We start from the raw sequence: 14,835 nt of genomic DNA, 5'->3' as shown, positions 1-14,835 counted from the left end.
CCATCACCCAGCGCTTTATCGATTGATGACCGACCCGCACGCTTCCCTCGCCCCCTCTGCAACTCCCGCCGCGCTCGGCTACCGCATGCCTGCCGAGTGGGCGCCGCACGCCGCTACCTGGATCGGGTGGCCGCACAACCGCACCGACTGGCCGGGGAAGTTCGAGGCCATTCCCTGGGTGTACGCGGAGATCGTCCGCCACCTGGTGGCCGGCGAGCGCGTGGAGATACTGGTCCAGAGCGGCGCCGCGAAGCGCAGCGCTTTGGAGGTGCTGCGCCGGGCACATGTCCCGCTGTCCAATATCCGCTTCCATCCCTGGCCCACCAACCGAGGCTGGACGCGCGATTTCGCTCCCCTGTTCGTCTCCCGCAAGCGCTCCGGCGCGGCGCGGGTGCGCCGGCTGCCTGGCGTGACGCCGCCCTCGGCACTGGCTCTGGTGAAGTGGCGCTTCAATGCCTGGGCCAAGTATCCCGACTGGCGCAAGGATGCCGCCGCGGCCGAGCGCATCATTTCTTTTCTTCGCCACACCGGACTTCCCTGCTGGCGTCCGGCGGTGGAATCCGGCAGGCGGCAGCGCCCGGTGGTCCTTGAAGGCGGCAGCATTGACGTGAACGGCTGCGGCACGCTGCTCACCACGGAAGAGTGTCTGCTCAACCGCCCGCAGCAGCGCAATCCCGGCCTCGGCCGCGCCGACCTGGAGCGCGTCCTCGCCGACTATCTGGGCATCACCAAAGTGATCTGGCTGGGGCGCGGCATCGTCGGCGACGACACCCACGGCCACGTGGACGACATCGCGCGCTTTGTCGCGCCGGACACCGTTGTCGCCGCCGTCGAACGCAATCCCAAGGATCCCAACCACCAGCCGCTCACCGCCAACCTGGCGCGCCTCAAGTCCTCCACCGACCAGGACGGCCGCCCGCTGCGTGTGGTCGAGTTGCCCATGCCCGCCCCGGTCATCTTCCGCGGCCAGCGCCTGCCCGCCAGCTACGCCAACTTCTACATCGCCAACGGCATAGTGCTCGTTCCCACCTTCAACGACTCCAACGACCGCGCGGCCTTGAACATCCTGGCCGGGCTTTTCCCCGGGCGCCTGGTCATCCCCATCTACTGCGGCGACTTCATCTGGGGACTGGGCGCTATCCACTGCACCACCCAACAGCAGCCTGCTGGGTAGACAACTAGAATGACTCCATGAGCGCCGCCGACGAATCCTGGATGGAAGAGGCCCTCCGCGAAGCGGCGAAGGCCGAAGCCGCGGGCGAGGTCCCGGTGGGCGCGGTCATCGTCTGTGACGGGCGCATCGTCGGCCGCGGTGCGAACCGCAACCTGGCGGACTCCGATCCCACCGCCCACGCCGAGGTCGTTGCCCTGCGCGAAGCGGCGCGCGCGCTCGGCAACCACCGTCTGGACGAGTGCGAGATGTTTGTTACAATCGAGCCCTGCGCCATGTGCGCGGGCGCGCTCGTCCACGCGCGGCTGAAGCGCCTGGTGTACGGCGCGGACGACCCCAAGGCCGGCGCCGTCAGCTCGGTGCTCCAGGTCCTGAACCACCCACGGTTGAATCATCAAATGGAGGTGACTTCAGGGGTGCTGGTCGGCCGCTGCGGGGAGTTGATGCAAGCGTTCTTCCGGAGTCGCAGGAACAGATAGCGCCTTCAACAATTCGACTTGGGCGAGCGGGAGCGAGCCGTCCCGTCGCCCGCGTAGGGCCCGGAGAGGTGCGTGAGCGGTTGAAACGATCCGCCTCGAAAGCGGACATGCCTGAAAGGGCATCGGGGGTTCGAATCCCTCCCTCTCCGCCAGTTTCTTCCCCACTTTCGTTCCCCGCCCCACCCCACCCCTAGGCCAGCCGCCTAAATCCGAGCGCCACTCTGCGCGAGCCCGAGCGACCGAGCAGATGCGAAGGAGCGAGTGGCGAAGCGCAGGGTGGCGGGGAATCAAGCACTAGGGGAAAGGGCACGGCCTGAAGCCGCGCCCTTGTTGTCTAGTCACGTGTGTAGTGGCTGCGGTTCGAGCCGTCGAAACGGCCGTTCCGCATGCAGCAGTTCTTGAATCTACGACCGGAGCCGCACGGACACAGGTCGTTTCTTCCCAGCTTCTCGGTGAGTTCCTTGTCGTTGTGAACGACGCGGAAAGCCGCGCTTTACTTGGCTCTCAGACGGGAAGCCTTTGCGACGCTTGCTGCTGGCCTGATCGAAAGCGATTGTTGAACATTGGAGTCTCTCCTTCCGTTATGGACTTGCCCGTCACATCACGGGAGGAAGCTCCTCGACCCTCATACCACGAAATACATCGTCTGAGGGCGCCACCGCACCCTAGAAGTGGCAGGCCGCCCCGCCGTGTTTCTGGAAGTATTTCTGGTGGTACTCCTCGGCGCGGTAGAACTCCGAGGCAGGAGTGATCTCGGTGACGATCGTGCTGCGGTGCTTGCCGGAAGCCTGCGCCCGCGCCTTCGACGCAAGCGCCACCTGCTCCTGCTCCGGCGTACGGAAGAAGATGGCGGAGCGGTACTGCGAGCCCACGTCCGGGCCCTGGCGGTTGAGCGTGGTGGGGTCATGCAACTCCCAGAAGGCGTCGAGCAGATCTTCGTAGGAGACCTCAGCGGGATTGAACCTCACCTCCACCGCCTCGGCGTGCCCGGTGCGGCCGCTGCACACCTGCTCATAGGTGGCGTTCTCGGTGTGGCCTCCCGAGTAGCCCACGGCGGTCTCCACTACTCCGTCGATCTCCGCAAACGCCGCCTCCACACCCCAGAAGCAGCCCGCGGCAAAGGTCGCCTTCTCGGTCTTCTCCGCTGTCCCGCTCGTCATTTCCGTTCCTTCCCGAGTCATTTCTTTTCGCTCTCTTCTTTCTTTTCTTTCCCGCTCTTGGGCTCCGCCCCTGGCTCCGGCTCGAGCTTCAAGGCGAGGGAGTTGATGCAATAGCGCTGCCCGGTGGGCCTGGGTCCATCGGGGAAGACATGGCCCAGGTGCGCGTCACAGCGGCTGCAGCGCACCTCGGTGCGCGCCATGCCGTGGCTGCGGTCGCTCTCCTCGTCCACGTTCTCGTCCTTCACCGGCTGCCAGAAGCTGGGCCAGCCGCTCCCGGATTCGAATTTCGCCGCCGAGCTGAACAGCTCCTGCCCACAGCAGACACAGGTGTAAGTCCCCGGCGTCTTGCTCTCGGAGTACTCGCCGGTGAAGGCCGGCTCGGTGCCCTTCTGGCGAGTGACGTGGTACTGCTCCGGCGTGAGCTCCGCTCGCCACTCCGCTTCCGGCTTTTGGATCTTGTCAGACATAGATTTCCTTCCTCCCATGAGAGTGGCTACGTCGCGCAAAGGTTACAGTTTCTTTGCGCGCTTGAGCCGCCGCATCTGTGCCTTCCGGCAACGAGGTCTCACACCACAAAGTACTTGGCCTGCGGATGGTGCACCACAAGGGCGCTGGTGCTCTGCTCCGGCTCGAGCTGGAAGCCCGAGGTCAGGCGCACGCCGATGGACTCCTCCGGGTGCAGCAGGGCGAACATCTTGACCTGGTCTTCCAGGTTGGGGCACGCGGGGTAGCCGAAGGAATAGCGCGAGCCGCGATACTTCTGGTGGAAGAGGTCGCGGATGGCGGGGGCGTCGTCCACGGCGATGCCCAGCTCCTCGCGCATGCGCTTGTGCAGGAGTTCGGCCAGGGCCTCGGCTGTCTCGACGCTCAGGCCGTGCACATACAGGTAGCGGGTGTACTCGCCGGCCTCGAAGAGCTTGTGCGTGACCTCGGAGGCGCGCGCCCCCACCGTCACCACCGACATGCCGACCACGTCCAGGTGGCCGGAGCCGCGCTCAGCGAAGTAGTCGGGGATCGCGAGCCGGCGGCCCTCCCTCTGGCGCGGGAAGGTGAAGCGCTGGATCTCTCGGGAGCGGTCGGCAGGGTCATAGAGGACGAGGTCGTTGCCGTCGGCCTGACAGAGGAAGTACCCATACACCGCCTTGGGCTCGAACCAGCCTGCGGCCAGGACTTCCTGCTTCAACTCTTCCAGGATGGGGCGGAACTTCTCGCGGACCAATCGCGTGTAGTCCTCCGCCGACGCCGTCTTCAGTTGCCACTGGTTCTTGAAGAGCGCGGTCTCGTTGATGTAGTCGAAGAGCTCGCGCAGGTCGAAGTCTTTGGCAACATGCGCGCCCAGGAACGGCGGTCGCGGGATCTCCACCCGCTGCGGGCGGACGGGCGCGGGTTCGGCGGCGACTTCAGCCACGGCAGCGGCCTTGGCATAGGTCTTCACCTTGCGGCCTTCGGCGATCCGCTCGGTCCGCAAACTTTCTCCGGACGTGAGGTCGTTCATCAGGCGCAGTCCCGCGAAGGCGTCTTCGCCGTAGAAGACTCCGGAGGAGTACTCCCGCCGCAGGTCGTCTTCCACGTATTTGCGCGTGAGCGCCGCCCCGCCGCAGATCACCGGGAACTGAAGCTTCTGCCGCTCCAGGTCCTCCAGCACGTACTTCATCTCCACCGTGGATTTCACCAGCAGGCCGCTCAGCCCGATGGCGCTGGCGGAGTGCTCCTGGGCCGCGGCGATGATAGCGTCCGCCGGCTGCTTGATCCCCAGGTTCACCACCTTGTAGCCGTTGTTGGTGAGGATGATGTCCACCAGGTTCTTGCCGATGTCGTGGACGTCGCCCTTCACCGTAGCCAGCACGAGGATTCCCTTCTCCATCCCGGCGGACTTCTCCATCTTCGGCTCCAGATACGCCACCGCCTGCTTCATCACCGAGGCCGAATCCAGCACCGATGGCAGCTGCATTTTGCGCGCGCCGAACAGCTCGCCGACCGTGCGCATGCCGTCCAGCAGGACGTTGTTGATGAGGTCGAGCGGCGAGTACTGCTGGAGCGCGTCTTCGAGGATCTGCTCCAGCGTCTGGCGCAGCTTGCCGTCGCCCAGCGCCTTCTCTCCGTTGATGATGCAGTGCTTGAGTTTGTCCTCGACCGCCAGCGTCTCCACGTGCACCGGCTCGGCGACCGGTTTGTTCTCCAATCCACTGAAGTACGCCAGATATTTCTGTAGCGGGTCGCCCTGCGAGGTATCGTGGAAGATCAGCCGCCGGGCCAGCTCTACCTCTTGCTCAGGGATCCGGTATAAGGGATAGATTTTGCTGTAGTTAACGATGGCGATGTCGAGGCCGTGGTCCACGGCTTCGTGCATGAACACGCTGTTCAGCACGCGGCGCGGATACACGTTCAGCCCGAACGAGATGTTGCTGACCCCGAGGATGGTCTTCACCTCGGGCAGCTCCTGCTTGATGCGGCGGACCGCGGCCAGAGTCTCCATCCCCGCAGTGCGGTACTCGTCCTGTCCGGTGGAGATGGGGAGCGTAAGGGCGTCGAACACGAGGTCCACCGGCCGGATGCCGTACTTCTTCGTGGCCAGTTCGAAGATGCGCTTGGCGATCGCCACTTTCTTGTCCGCGGTGAGCGCCATGCCCTGCTCGTCGATTGTCAGGGCGATGACTCCGGCGCCATAACGCTTGGCCATGGGCAGCACGGTCGCGGTGCGCTTCTCGCCGTCCTCCAGGTTGATGGAGTTGATGAGCGCCTTGCCGGGGATGCGCTTCAGCGCCTCGTCCACCACGTCAGCCTCGGTCGAATCCACCAGGATGGGCGCCGGCACGCGCGTCGCGATTTTTCCCAGCACGCCGGTGATGTAGGCCTTCTCGTCTTCGCCCACGATGGCGCAGCACAGGTCGAGCATGTGCGAGCCCTCGTTCGCCAGCCGCTTGGCCACCGCCAGGATCTCGTCGTAGTTCTGGGCGCGCACCAGATTGCGGAAGGTCTCGACCCGCGTGGTGGTGTTCATTTCTTCCGCCACGATCAGCGGCTTGGGCTCGAGGTCGAGCGGGACGGAGGTGTACGCGCTCGACGCCGCCGCCTGCGGCTGCACTTCCCGCTTCGCCGGCTCCAGGTTCGAGCACGCCTCCACCACCGCCTTCAGATGCTCCGGCGTGGTGCCGCAGCATCCGCCCACGATGCGCGCACCATACTCGCGTATGAAGAGCGAGTGGAACTCCGCCAGCTCCGCCGGCTGGAGCGAGTACACCGCCTTGCCGCCGACGTTCTGCGGCAGCCCGGCGTTGGGCAGCACGGAGACGTGTTTGGTCGAGTTGTGGCAGAGGTAGCGGACGGCGTCGTTCATCTCGCGCGGCCCGGTGGCGCAGTTCAGTCCGACGATGTCCACGTCGAAGGGTTCGAGCGCGGTCAGCGCCGCGCCAATTTCCGTCCCCAGCAGCATGGTGCCCGTGGCCTCGAGCGTCACCTGCACGGTCACCGGCAGGCGCTTGCCGGCCAGCCGCATGGCGTCGAAGACGGCGGCCAGCGCCGCTTTCGCTTGCAGCACATCCTGGCAGGTCTCGACCAGCAGGATGTCCACGCCGCCGGCAATGAGCGCGCTGGCCTGCTCCAGATACGCCGCCGCCATCTCGTCAAAGCCGATGTGCCCCAGCGAGGGCAGCTTGGTGGTCGGCCCCATGGAGCCGGCCACGAAGCGCGGCTTCTCCTTGGTCGAGAACTCATCCGCCACCGCGCGCGCGATCTGCGCCGCCGCCTGGTTCATGCTGCCCACCTGCGTCTCCAGGCTGTACTCCTGCAGCACGATGCGGGTGGCGCCGAAGGTGTTGGTCTCGATGACGTCGCAACCCACCTCAAGAAAGCCGGCGTGGATGTCGCGAATCAGGTCAGGGCGGCTCAGCGCCAGCACCTCGTTGCATCCCTCGCAGCCCCAGAAGTCGTCCGGCGTGGTCTGGCGCACCTGGATGGAGGTGCCCATGGCGCCGTCGTAGATCACCACGCGCTCGCGCACGGTTTGGAGGAAGTCAGCCATTAGTCTTCAGCAATCACCTTCAGCAATCAGCGACATGCAACAAACAGCCCAAAAACAAAATCGCCGCCCGGCATCAGGGCGGCTTGTTCTTCCGCGAGACTTGGGTTTCGGGTCTCCCCGCACATCGAGCGGTTGCGCGCTCTAGGCACCTTGGCAGTCTCAAGCCAGGTTGCCGGACCCCGCTCTGCGGGGTCGCTCCCTGATGCAGGTTAGAAGTTACCATTGCTGCTGCAGGGATGCAACCCCCCAAAAACATGGCGAGTGGAGCGGGAGACGGGGATCGAACCCGCGACATCCAGCTTGGGAAGCTGGCGTTCTACCGCTGAACTACTCCCGCTCGCGGTCGTTCCGATTAGCATAACATCGCCACGCCGAGCCTCGCCAAGCGGCCCGGAATCCCCCCGGCCTATATAATCTTCGGTCGCACCGGAGAACCCTTTGGCCTACAACGACCTTCGCGAATGGATCACCGCCCTGGACAGCGCGGGAGAGTTGAAGCGCGTGAAGGCCGAGGTGGACCCTATCCTGGAGATCACCGAGATTACCGACCGGGTCTCGAAAAGCCCCGGCGGAGGACGGGCTCTGCTGTTCGAGAACGTGAAGGGTTATCCCGGCTCGCAGGTGCTCATCAATCAATTCGGCTCAGCGCGGCGCATGAACCTGGCGCTGGGCGTCGAGTCGCTGGATGAGGTCGCCCAGCGCATCCATCAGTTCCTCGACGTGAAGTCGCCAGAAGGCCTGCTGGAAAAAATCAAGATGCTGCCCATGCTCGCCGACATGGGAAAGTTCTTCCCCAAGACTGTGGCCACCGGCCCCTGCAAGGAAGTCATCAAGAGGGACGGCTTCTCTCTGCTCGACTTCCCTGTTCTCCAGTGCTGGCCGAAAGACGGCGGACGCTTCATTACCCTGCCCTGCGTCATCACCCGCGACCCGCGCACCGGCAAGCGCAACGTCGGGTGCTATCGCATGCAGGTGTATGACGAGCGCACCGCCGGGATGCACTGGCAGCGTCAGAAGGTGGGGGCGGAGCATTATCGGGAGATGCTGCGGAGGGCGGCGAGCGCGGGCGAGTCGCCCGCTTCCACACAGGCTTCTCCCTCGGCGGCAGTGGACGTAATGGCCCGCACATCTGGCGGCTCGGTGCTTGCGCCCGCCGGCCAGCCCTCCGGCAAGATGGAAGTCGCCGTCGCCATCGGCACCGACCCGGCGCTGACCTTCTGCTCCATCGTCCCCGCGCCGCCGGACGTCGAAGAGTTCCTCATCGCCGGCTTCCTCAGGCAGCAGCCGGTCGAGCTGGTGAAGTGCCAGGCCGTGGACCTCGAAGTCCCGGCCACCGCCGAGATCGTCCTCGAAGGCTACGTGCAGCTCGACGAGCTGCGCACCGAGGGCCCCTTCGGCGACCACACCGGCTTCTACTCGCTCGAGGACCAGTACCCGGTCTTCCACGTCACCTGTGTGACGCACCGCAAGAATCCCATCTACTCCACCACCATCGTAGGCAAGCCACCCATGGAGGACGGCTGGATGGGCAAGGCGGTGGAGCGCATCTTCCTGCCGCTGATGCGCGTGACCATCCCCGAGCTGGTGGACGTGAACCTCCCGCTCGAAGGCATCTTCCACAACCTGATGCTGGTCTCCATCCGCAAGTCGTACCCGGGGCAGGCGCGCAAGGTGATGAACGCCATCTGGTCGCTGGGCCAGGCCATGTTCACCAAAGTCATCATCGTGGTGGACGAGGACGTCAACGTGCAGGACCTGCGCGAGGTCACGCTCAAGGCGCTCAATCACATTGACCCGGAGCGCGACATCCAGTTCACGCTGGGCCCGGTGGATTCGCTCGACCACGCCTCGCGTCTGCCCGACTACGGCTCCAAGATGGGCGTGGACGCCACCCGCAAGTGGCGCGCCGAGGGCTTCACCCGCCCCTGGCCGGACGAGATCCGCATGGACGAAAAGACCAAGGCGGCGGTGGACAAGAAGTGGAAGGACCTGGGGATTGAGTGATCCGCTAGTCCCTTTAGGTTTGTCATTCCGAGCGCAGCGAGGAACCTGCTGTTGAGGCCCTCGACACCGTGACCTGCGTCACGTCCCTAGCCTGATTTATACTGGCCCTTCATGCCGCTCTTCCACGACCTCTACTTCATCGCCAAGGGCATGTCCGTCACCCTGCGGGAGATGTTCGCGCCCACGGTGGTGGAGAACTATCCCGACGGTCCGGGGCCGCTGAAGGGCGCTCAGTTCCAGCAGCGCTACCGCGGCGTGCACGTGCTGCAGCGCGACGAGAATGGGATGGAGAAGTGCGTGGCCTGCTTCCTGTGCGCCGCGGCCTGTCCCTCAAACTGCATCTACATCGAGGCGGCGGAGAACACGGAAACCAGGCGCATCTCCGGCGCCGAGCGCTACGCCGAGGTCTATAACATCGACTACAACCGCTGCATCTTCTGCGGATATTGCGTGGAAGCCTGCCCGGTGGACGCCATCACCCACGGCCACGCCTTCGAAATTGCCAGCTTCGACGCCAGCGGCCTGGTCTATCGCAAGGAGCAGATGCTGGCGCCCATGCCCGGTCAGTCCGCGGGGCTCACGCCGGTCGGCGACGCCATCTTCCCGGCCGCGGCGCGCGAGGCCTCGCGCTAGCGGCAGCACTCTCCGCCGGGCCGATATAATCGTTCCTAGCTTGAGATTCCCACGCCTATCCGCGTTGCTCTTCGTCGTACTCGCCGGATCGTCCCTGGCCGGCGCGCAGGCACAGCCCGCCGCCTCCCACACCATGCTCATCGTGCCCTTCGAGAACGCTTCGAGCTCTCCTGGCCTGGAGTGGGTGGGAGAAACCTTTCCTGAGATCCTGGGCCAGCGCATGGCCTCGCCCCAGCTCTACCTGGTGGGCCGTCAGGACCGCAGCTACGCCTTCGACCGCCTCGGCATCCCACAGAACCTCCGCCCTTCGCGCGCCACCCTCTACCGGGTGGGCGAGGAGATGGACGTGGACTACATCGTGATGGGCCGCTACAGCTTCGACGGCCGCACCTTCACCGTCTCCGCCCGCCTGCTGGAGATGAGCAAGCTGCACCTGCTGCCCGAGGTCACGGAATCCGGCCCGCTCCCCAAGCTGCTCGATCTCGAAAGCGCGCTGGCCTGGGACCTGCTGCGCCAGCTCACGCCCGACATGATGACATCGCGCAATCAGTTCGTGGCGGCTGCGCCTTCGGTCCGCCTGGACGCCTTTGAGAACTACATCCGTGGCCTGCTGGCCACCGTGCGCCAGGAAAAGATCCGCTACTTCCGCGCCGCTCTGCGCGTGTCGCCTTCCTACGCCGCCGCCCTGCTGGAACTGGGCAAGACCTACTACGCTGGACGCGACTACAAGGAGGCGGCGGCCTGGCTGGCGCGCGTCTCCAAGACCGACCCCCTGGTCCGCGAGGCCAACTTCTATCTCGGGCTCGCGCTCTTCTACGCCGGGGACTTCGACCACGCCGAGAGCGCCTTCAGCTTCGTGGCCTCCCGCCTGCCGCTGATCGAGGTCTATAACAACCTGGGCGTGGTGAGCGCGCGGCGCAGCCGGAAGAATGCCGTCGAATACTTTCAGAAGGCGGCCGACGCCGATCCCACCGACCCAGACTACCGCTTCAACCTGGGCGTCGCCCTCTCCCGCGCGGGCGACTCCGCCGGCGCCACCCGCGAGCTGCGCGAGGCTCTGCGCCTGCACCCTTCGGACAGCGAGGCCAAGACGCTGCTGGCCACTCTGTCCGGCTCCCCGACGCCCGCGCCGGCGCGCGCCTCAGGGGAATCGCGCCTGCCGCTCGAGCGCATCAAGTCCAACTATGACGAGACCGCCTTCCGCCAGCTGGCGCTTGAGATCCAGAGTCAGAACGAGCTGCGCTTCGCCGGCAGCGACCCTGTCCGGCACGCCGACTTCCACACCCTACGCGGCGGCGAGCTCATGGAGCAGGGTCTCTTGCTCGAGGCCGAGCATGAGTTCCGCGAAGCCATCGTGCTCGATCCCACCAACGCAGCCGCGCATGCCGGCCTCGCCCGCTATCTGGAGGCCACCCGCGAATATGCCGCCGCCCGCGCCGAGGCCCGCACCGCCCTCCGCCTGCATCCTTCGCTGGAGGCGTTTCTGGTGCTCGCGCGCCTCGATTTGAGAGACAATAATGCCCAGGCCGCGCAAGAGAGCGTGAACCGAGCGCTGGCGCTCGATCCCGCGAACGCTGAGGCTCAAGAGCTCCGGCGCGCCGTCGCAGCCAAGCTGGCGGAGAAAGCGCAGCCGCTGCCCCCGCAATGAAAGTCCTCGGTCGCCCCTCCCGCTTCCTGGCCCTCATCGCGCTTTTCGTTTGCTCGAGCCTGGCCTCGGCCGACGTTCTCAAGATTGTCATCAACGACACCATCCATCCCATCACCGACGAATTCATCGGGCGCGCCATCGCCGAGGCGCAGCGCAACCACGACGACGTCCTGCTCATCGAGCTGCGCACTCCCGGCGGCCTGCTGGATTCCACACGCTCCATCGTGGAGAAGATACTGAACTCGCCGGTGCCGGTGATCATCTATGTGGCGCCCAGCGGCGGCCGCGCCGCCTCCGCAGGCTTCTTCCTCCTGGAGTCGGCCGACGTCGCCGCCATGGCCCCCGGCACCAACACCGGCGCCGCTCATCCCGTTATCTTCGGCGGCAAGGACATGGATCCCATCATGAAGGACAAGCTGGAGAACGACGCCGCCGCCTTCATGCGCTCCTTCGTCTCCAAGCGCGGACGCAACGTCGAGGTGGCCGAGAGCGCCGTGCGCCAATCCAAGTCTTTCACCGAGCAGGAGGCGCTTTCCCAGAAGCTGATCGACTACGTCGCCTCCGACGACCAGGACCTGTTCAAGCAGATGGAGGGCCGGACCGTCACCCGCTTCAACGGCTCCACGGTCACCCTGCACCTGGTGGGCAAGCCCGTACGCACCTACGAGATGTCGCTCAAGCAGCGCATCCTCGCGGCCCTGATGGATCCCAACATGACCTTCATCATCCTGGTCATCGGGGTGCTCGCGCTGTATGTGGAGTTCAACCACCCGGGCGCCGTGCTGCCGGGGGTGGTGGGGCTGATCTGCATCCTGCTGGCGATTTTCGCCCTCAACATCCTGCCCACCCGCTACGCCGCGCTGGCCCTGATCGTGGCCGCCTTCGCACTCTTCGCCCTGGAGGCCAAGTTCCAAAGCCACGGCGTGCTGGGCGTCGGGGGCGTGGTGGCCATGGTCATGGGGGGCCTGCTGCTGGTGGACGGCCCCATCCCCGAAATGCGGGTGCACCTCTGGACGGCGCTGGCGGTCAGCCTGCCTTTCGGCGGGATTACCGTTTTTCTCATGACCCTGGCGCTCAGGGCCTACAAGCAGAAGGCCGTCACCGGCGAGGAAGGCCTGGTGGGCGAGATTGGCGTCGCCCGCACCCCGCTCCAGCCGGAGGGAAAGGTCTTCGTCCACGGCGAGCTCTGGGACGCCGTCTCGTCGGCCAATGTCGCGGCCGGCGATCACGTGCAGGTGCGCTCCCTGGACGGCCTGCTGCTCAAGGTGGACCCGGTGTCCCCTCCGCAGCCGGCGCACCCAGTCGCTTCCTGAGCCGCGCACCCCGGTTTGAGTTACAATCCGCTCGGCGTTTTCGGTCAAGTTATTTCATCGGCGGAGGTCCGTATATGGGCGGCATTGGCGTAGTAGCGATCGTCATCATCGGGATTTACATCATGAGCTCCATCAAGATCCTGCGCGAGTACGAGCGCGGCGTCATCTTCCGCCTGGGGCGCCTGCTGGCGCAGGCCAAGGGACCGGGCGTGATCCTGGTCTTCTGGCCCATTGATACCATCGTGCGGATCTCCCTGCGCCAGGAAGCCTTCGAGGTGCCGCCGCAGGACGTCATCACTCGCGATAACGTCACCCTGAAGGTGAACGCGGTCATCTTCCTGCGCGTCATCGATCCTCGCCACGCCGTGGTCGAGGTCACCAACTACCAGTACCAGACCTCTCAGTTCGCGCAGACTACGCTGCGCTCGGTGCTGGGCGAGGTGGAACTGGACGAGTTGCTGGCCCACCGCGAAAAGCTGAACGCCCGCATCCAGAGCATCCTGGACACCCACACCGCTCCCTGGGGCGTGAAGGTGGTCAACGTCGAGGTCAAGCAGGTGGACCTGCCCGAGTCCATGTTGCGCGCCATGGCCAAGCAGGCCGAGGCCGAGCGCGAGAAGCGCTCCAAGATCATCCACGCCGAGGGCGAGTACGCCGCCGCCCAGCGCCTGGCCGACGCCGCCCACATCATCGCCAGCGAGCCTGTCACCCTGCAGCTTCGCTACCTGCAGACCCTCACCGAGATCGGGGTGGAGAAGAACACCACCATCGTTTTCCCCCTGCCACTGGACATCATCAGCGGGCTCACCAAGGCGCTGGAGAGGGCGGGAGCCAAGCCGTAAGCCGGTTGGTTACTCCCCAAGGCCGCCGCCCTGTAGTAGGGTGGGCCCATGGACGAGGATCAGGAGCTAGAGACTACGGCTGGCACCGGTCGCCTGCTGTTCATGTTCCTGGGGATGGTGATGCTGTGCGCGGTCTTCTTCGGCCTGGGCTACTCCCTGGGCAAGAATTCCGTCCCCGCCGCCACCCAGGCGGGGGAAACCAACCAGACTGCTAGCGGAGGCGTACCCAAGCCCTCCCCGTTGAACCCCGGCGACTCCGGTTCCACGTCTCAGCCGGCTTCCAGCGGCCAACTGACCTTCTACGATTCGGTCGGACAGAAAGACGCGCAACCCGGTCTGGCCGCAAAGACCGCCGCCCCGCCCCAGGCCAAGCCGCAAGCAGCTGCTCCCGCTACCACCGAGGAGGCCAAGCTCGCCGCCGCAGTCGGCATGACTCCAGCCGGCATGACTCCAGCCAACGGCTACACCGTGCAGATTGCCGCAGTCAGCCGCCAAGGGGATGCCGACGCGCTGGTCAAGGCTCTGCGCAAAAAGCAGTACCCGGTTTTTGTGGCCAGCAACGCGCCCGACAAGCTCTTCCACGTCCAGGTCGGCCCCTTCGCCGACCCCAAGGAAGCCGAGGCCATGAAGGCGCGCCTCGTGGCCGACGGATACAAACCCATCGTCAAGAAGTAGCGGGACGCTGCCGGGTTCCAGGGCAAGCTTATTCTGCATCTTGTATTGACATCACTCAATCTATATGATATCGATAGAGGGCGATAATGAAACGCGATGCCCACACTCTCGACCGTTTCCTGCACGCGCTGGCCGATCCCACCCGCCGCGCCATCCTCCGTTTGCTCAAGGAGAAGGGCTGCTGCTCCATCGGCAAGACGGTGGGCCTGTGCGCTTGCGACATCGAGGCACGGGTCAAGCGCTCACAACCTACGGTCTCCCACCACATGGCCATCCTCACCCAGGCCGGCCTGGTGACCGCCGAGAAGTATGGCACCTGGATGTGGTATCGCCGCAACGAAAAGGCGCTCAAGGCGATGGTAGAGGCCCTGGACACGGAGGTCTGAGTTTGTTTGTCGTAATAGATTGACGCTTGTAAATCTACAGGAGGGACGAAGATGAACCCCAAGCTGCACATTTCGCTGGATGTAAAGAACGTCGAGGAGTCGGTGCGCTTCTATTCCGCGCTCTTTGCCGCCCCGCCCACCAAGCTCAAACCGGGCTACGCCAAGTTCGACCTCGACCAGCCCGCCATCAACCTGACCATGCAGCAAGCCACGCACTGCTGCCTGCAGGGCCTCAGCCACATGGGGCTGCGTGTGGACGCGACCGAGGAAGTCCTGGCCGTCAAGCAGCGTCTGAACGCCGCCGGCATCCAGACTCTGGATGAGATGAACACCACCTGCTGCTACGCCGTCCAGGACAAGATTTGGCTCACCGACCCCACCGGCTACCGCTGGGAGGTCTACGTCTTCAAGGGGGACACGGAGACGGCGATGGACCGGCCGCAGGGCGCGGTCGGCGACCTCCTGAAATCCATGTGCGATTGCGTCACCAAATAAGCGCCCGC

At 65.2% G+C, this 14,835-nt stretch carries 13 protein-coding genes, 2 tRNA genes and 1 riboswitch; of the genes, 11 read left to right on the top strand and 4 right to left on the bottom strand.

Going from position 1 to position 14,835, the window contains the following annotated elements; all coding sequences use genetic code 11:
• The first annotated feature begins 25 nt into the window (after positions 1–25).
• From VGQ94_09635 to VGQ94_09625, 3 genes are all read left to right on the top strand, one after another.
• Positions 26–1,174 carry an agmatine deiminase family protein gene (locus tag VGQ94_09635; protein ID HEV2022777.1) on the top strand — a complete coding sequence of 383 codons (1,149 nt, stop codon included), beginning with the start codon at positions 26–28 and terminating at the stop codon, positions 1,172–1,174.
• Between the two features lie 17 nt (positions 1,175–1,191).
• Entirely contained in the window at positions 1,192–1,650 is a 459-nt protein-coding gene (tadA, locus tag VGQ94_09630; GenBank protein HEV2022776.1) for a tRNA adenosine(34) deaminase TadA, read from the top strand.
• A 62-nt stretch (positions 1,651–1,712) separates the two neighbouring features.
• Positions 1,713–1,802, top strand: a tRNA-Ser gene (locus VGQ94_09625).
• A 513-nt stretch (positions 1,803–2,315) separates the two neighbouring features.
• Here VGQ94_09625 and msrA read toward each other — a convergent pair.
• From msrA to VGQ94_09605, 4 genes are all read right to left on the bottom strand, one after another.
• A complete protein-coding gene (gene msrA, locus VGQ94_09620) occupies positions 2,316–2,810 on the bottom strand; it encodes a peptide-methionine (S)-S-oxide reductase MsrA (GenBank protein ID HEV2022775.1) in 495 nt (164 codons plus the stop codon).
• A gap of 17 nt (positions 2,811–2,827) precedes the next feature.
• Positions 2,828–3,277: a peptide-methionine (R)-S-oxide reductase MsrB gene (gene msrB, locus VGQ94_09615; protein HEV2022774.1), complete on the bottom strand. Its 450-nt coding sequence runs from the start codon at positions 3,275–3,277 to the stop codon at positions 2,828–2,830.
• Between the two features lie 98 nt (positions 3,278–3,375).
• A complete protein-coding gene (gene metH, locus VGQ94_09610; GenBank protein ID HEV2022773.1) occupies positions 3,376–6,831 on the bottom strand; it encodes a methionine synthase in 3,456 nt (1,151 codons plus the stop codon).
• Positions 6,832–6,923: 92 nt separating this feature from the next.
• Positions 6,924–7,042: riboswitch (SAM-I-IV-variant riboswitch) on the bottom strand.
• A 51-nt stretch (positions 7,043–7,093) separates the two neighbouring features.
• A tRNA-Gly gene (locus tag VGQ94_09605) sits at positions 7,094–7,168 on the bottom strand.
• Positions 7,169–7,269: 101 nt separating this feature from the next.
• Between VGQ94_09605 and VGQ94_09600 the strand changes: the two genes are divergently transcribed.
• The 8 genes from VGQ94_09600 (at position 7,270) to VGQ94_09565 (ending at position 14,827) form a co-directional block, all read left to right on the top strand.
• Entirely contained in the window at positions 7,270–8,835 is a 1,566-nt protein-coding gene (locus VGQ94_09600; GenBank protein ID HEV2022772.1) for a UbiD family decarboxylase, read from the top strand.
• 111 nt (positions 8,836–8,946) lie between these two features.
• Positions 8,947–9,468 (top strand): NADH-quinone oxidoreductase subunit I, encoded by a 522-nt coding sequence (locus VGQ94_09595; protein HEV2022771.1) that lies wholly within the window; start codon positions 8,947–8,949, stop codon positions 9,466–9,468.
• 64 nt (positions 9,469–9,532) lie between these two features.
• Positions 9,533–11,116: a tetratricopeptide repeat protein gene (locus VGQ94_09590; GenBank protein ID HEV2022770.1), complete on the top strand. Its 1,584-nt coding sequence runs from the start codon at positions 9,533–9,535 to the stop codon at positions 11,114–11,116.
• Positions 11,113–12,429: a nodulation protein NfeD gene (locus VGQ94_09585; GenBank protein ID HEV2022769.1), complete on the top strand. Its 1,317-nt coding sequence runs from the start codon at positions 11,113–11,115 to the stop codon at positions 12,427–12,429. Before VGQ94_09590 ends, VGQ94_09585 begins: the two co-directional genes overlap by 4 nt.
• 74 nt (positions 12,430–12,503) lie before the next feature.
• Positions 12,504–13,271 (top strand): slipin family protein, encoded by a 768-nt coding sequence (locus VGQ94_09580; protein HEV2022768.1) that lies wholly within the window; start codon positions 12,504–12,506, stop codon positions 13,269–13,271.
• Positions 13,272–13,319: 48 nt separating this feature from the next.
• Positions 13,320–13,946: an SPOR domain-containing protein gene (locus VGQ94_09575; GenBank protein HEV2022767.1), complete on the top strand. Its 627-nt coding sequence runs from the start codon at positions 13,320–13,322 to the stop codon at positions 13,944–13,946.
• 86 nt (positions 13,947–14,032) lie between these two features.
• The gene (locus VGQ94_09570; GenBank protein ID HEV2022766.1) at positions 14,033–14,332 is read left to right on the top strand and encodes a metalloregulator ArsR/SmtB family transcription factor; all 300 of its coding nucleotides are present in this window, start codon (positions 14,033–14,035) and stop codon (positions 14,330–14,332) included.
• A 51-nt stretch (positions 14,333–14,383) separates the two neighbouring features.
• Positions 14,384–14,827 carry an ArsI/CadI family heavy metal resistance metalloenzyme gene (locus tag VGQ94_09565; protein ID HEV2022765.1) on the top strand — a complete coding sequence of 148 codons (444 nt, stop codon included), beginning with the start codon at positions 14,384–14,386 and terminating at the stop codon, positions 14,825–14,827.
• Positions 14,828–14,835 lie beyond the last annotated feature (8 nt).

The sequence above is a fragment of the Terriglobales bacterium genome, from assembly GCA_035937135.1.
Lineage (GTDB): Bacteria > Acidobacteriota > Terriglobia > Terriglobales > Acidobacteriaceae > DASYVL01.
The sequence above is the reverse complement of the archived record's forward strand: the minus strand, read 5'-3'. Positions and strand labels throughout refer to the sequence as shown.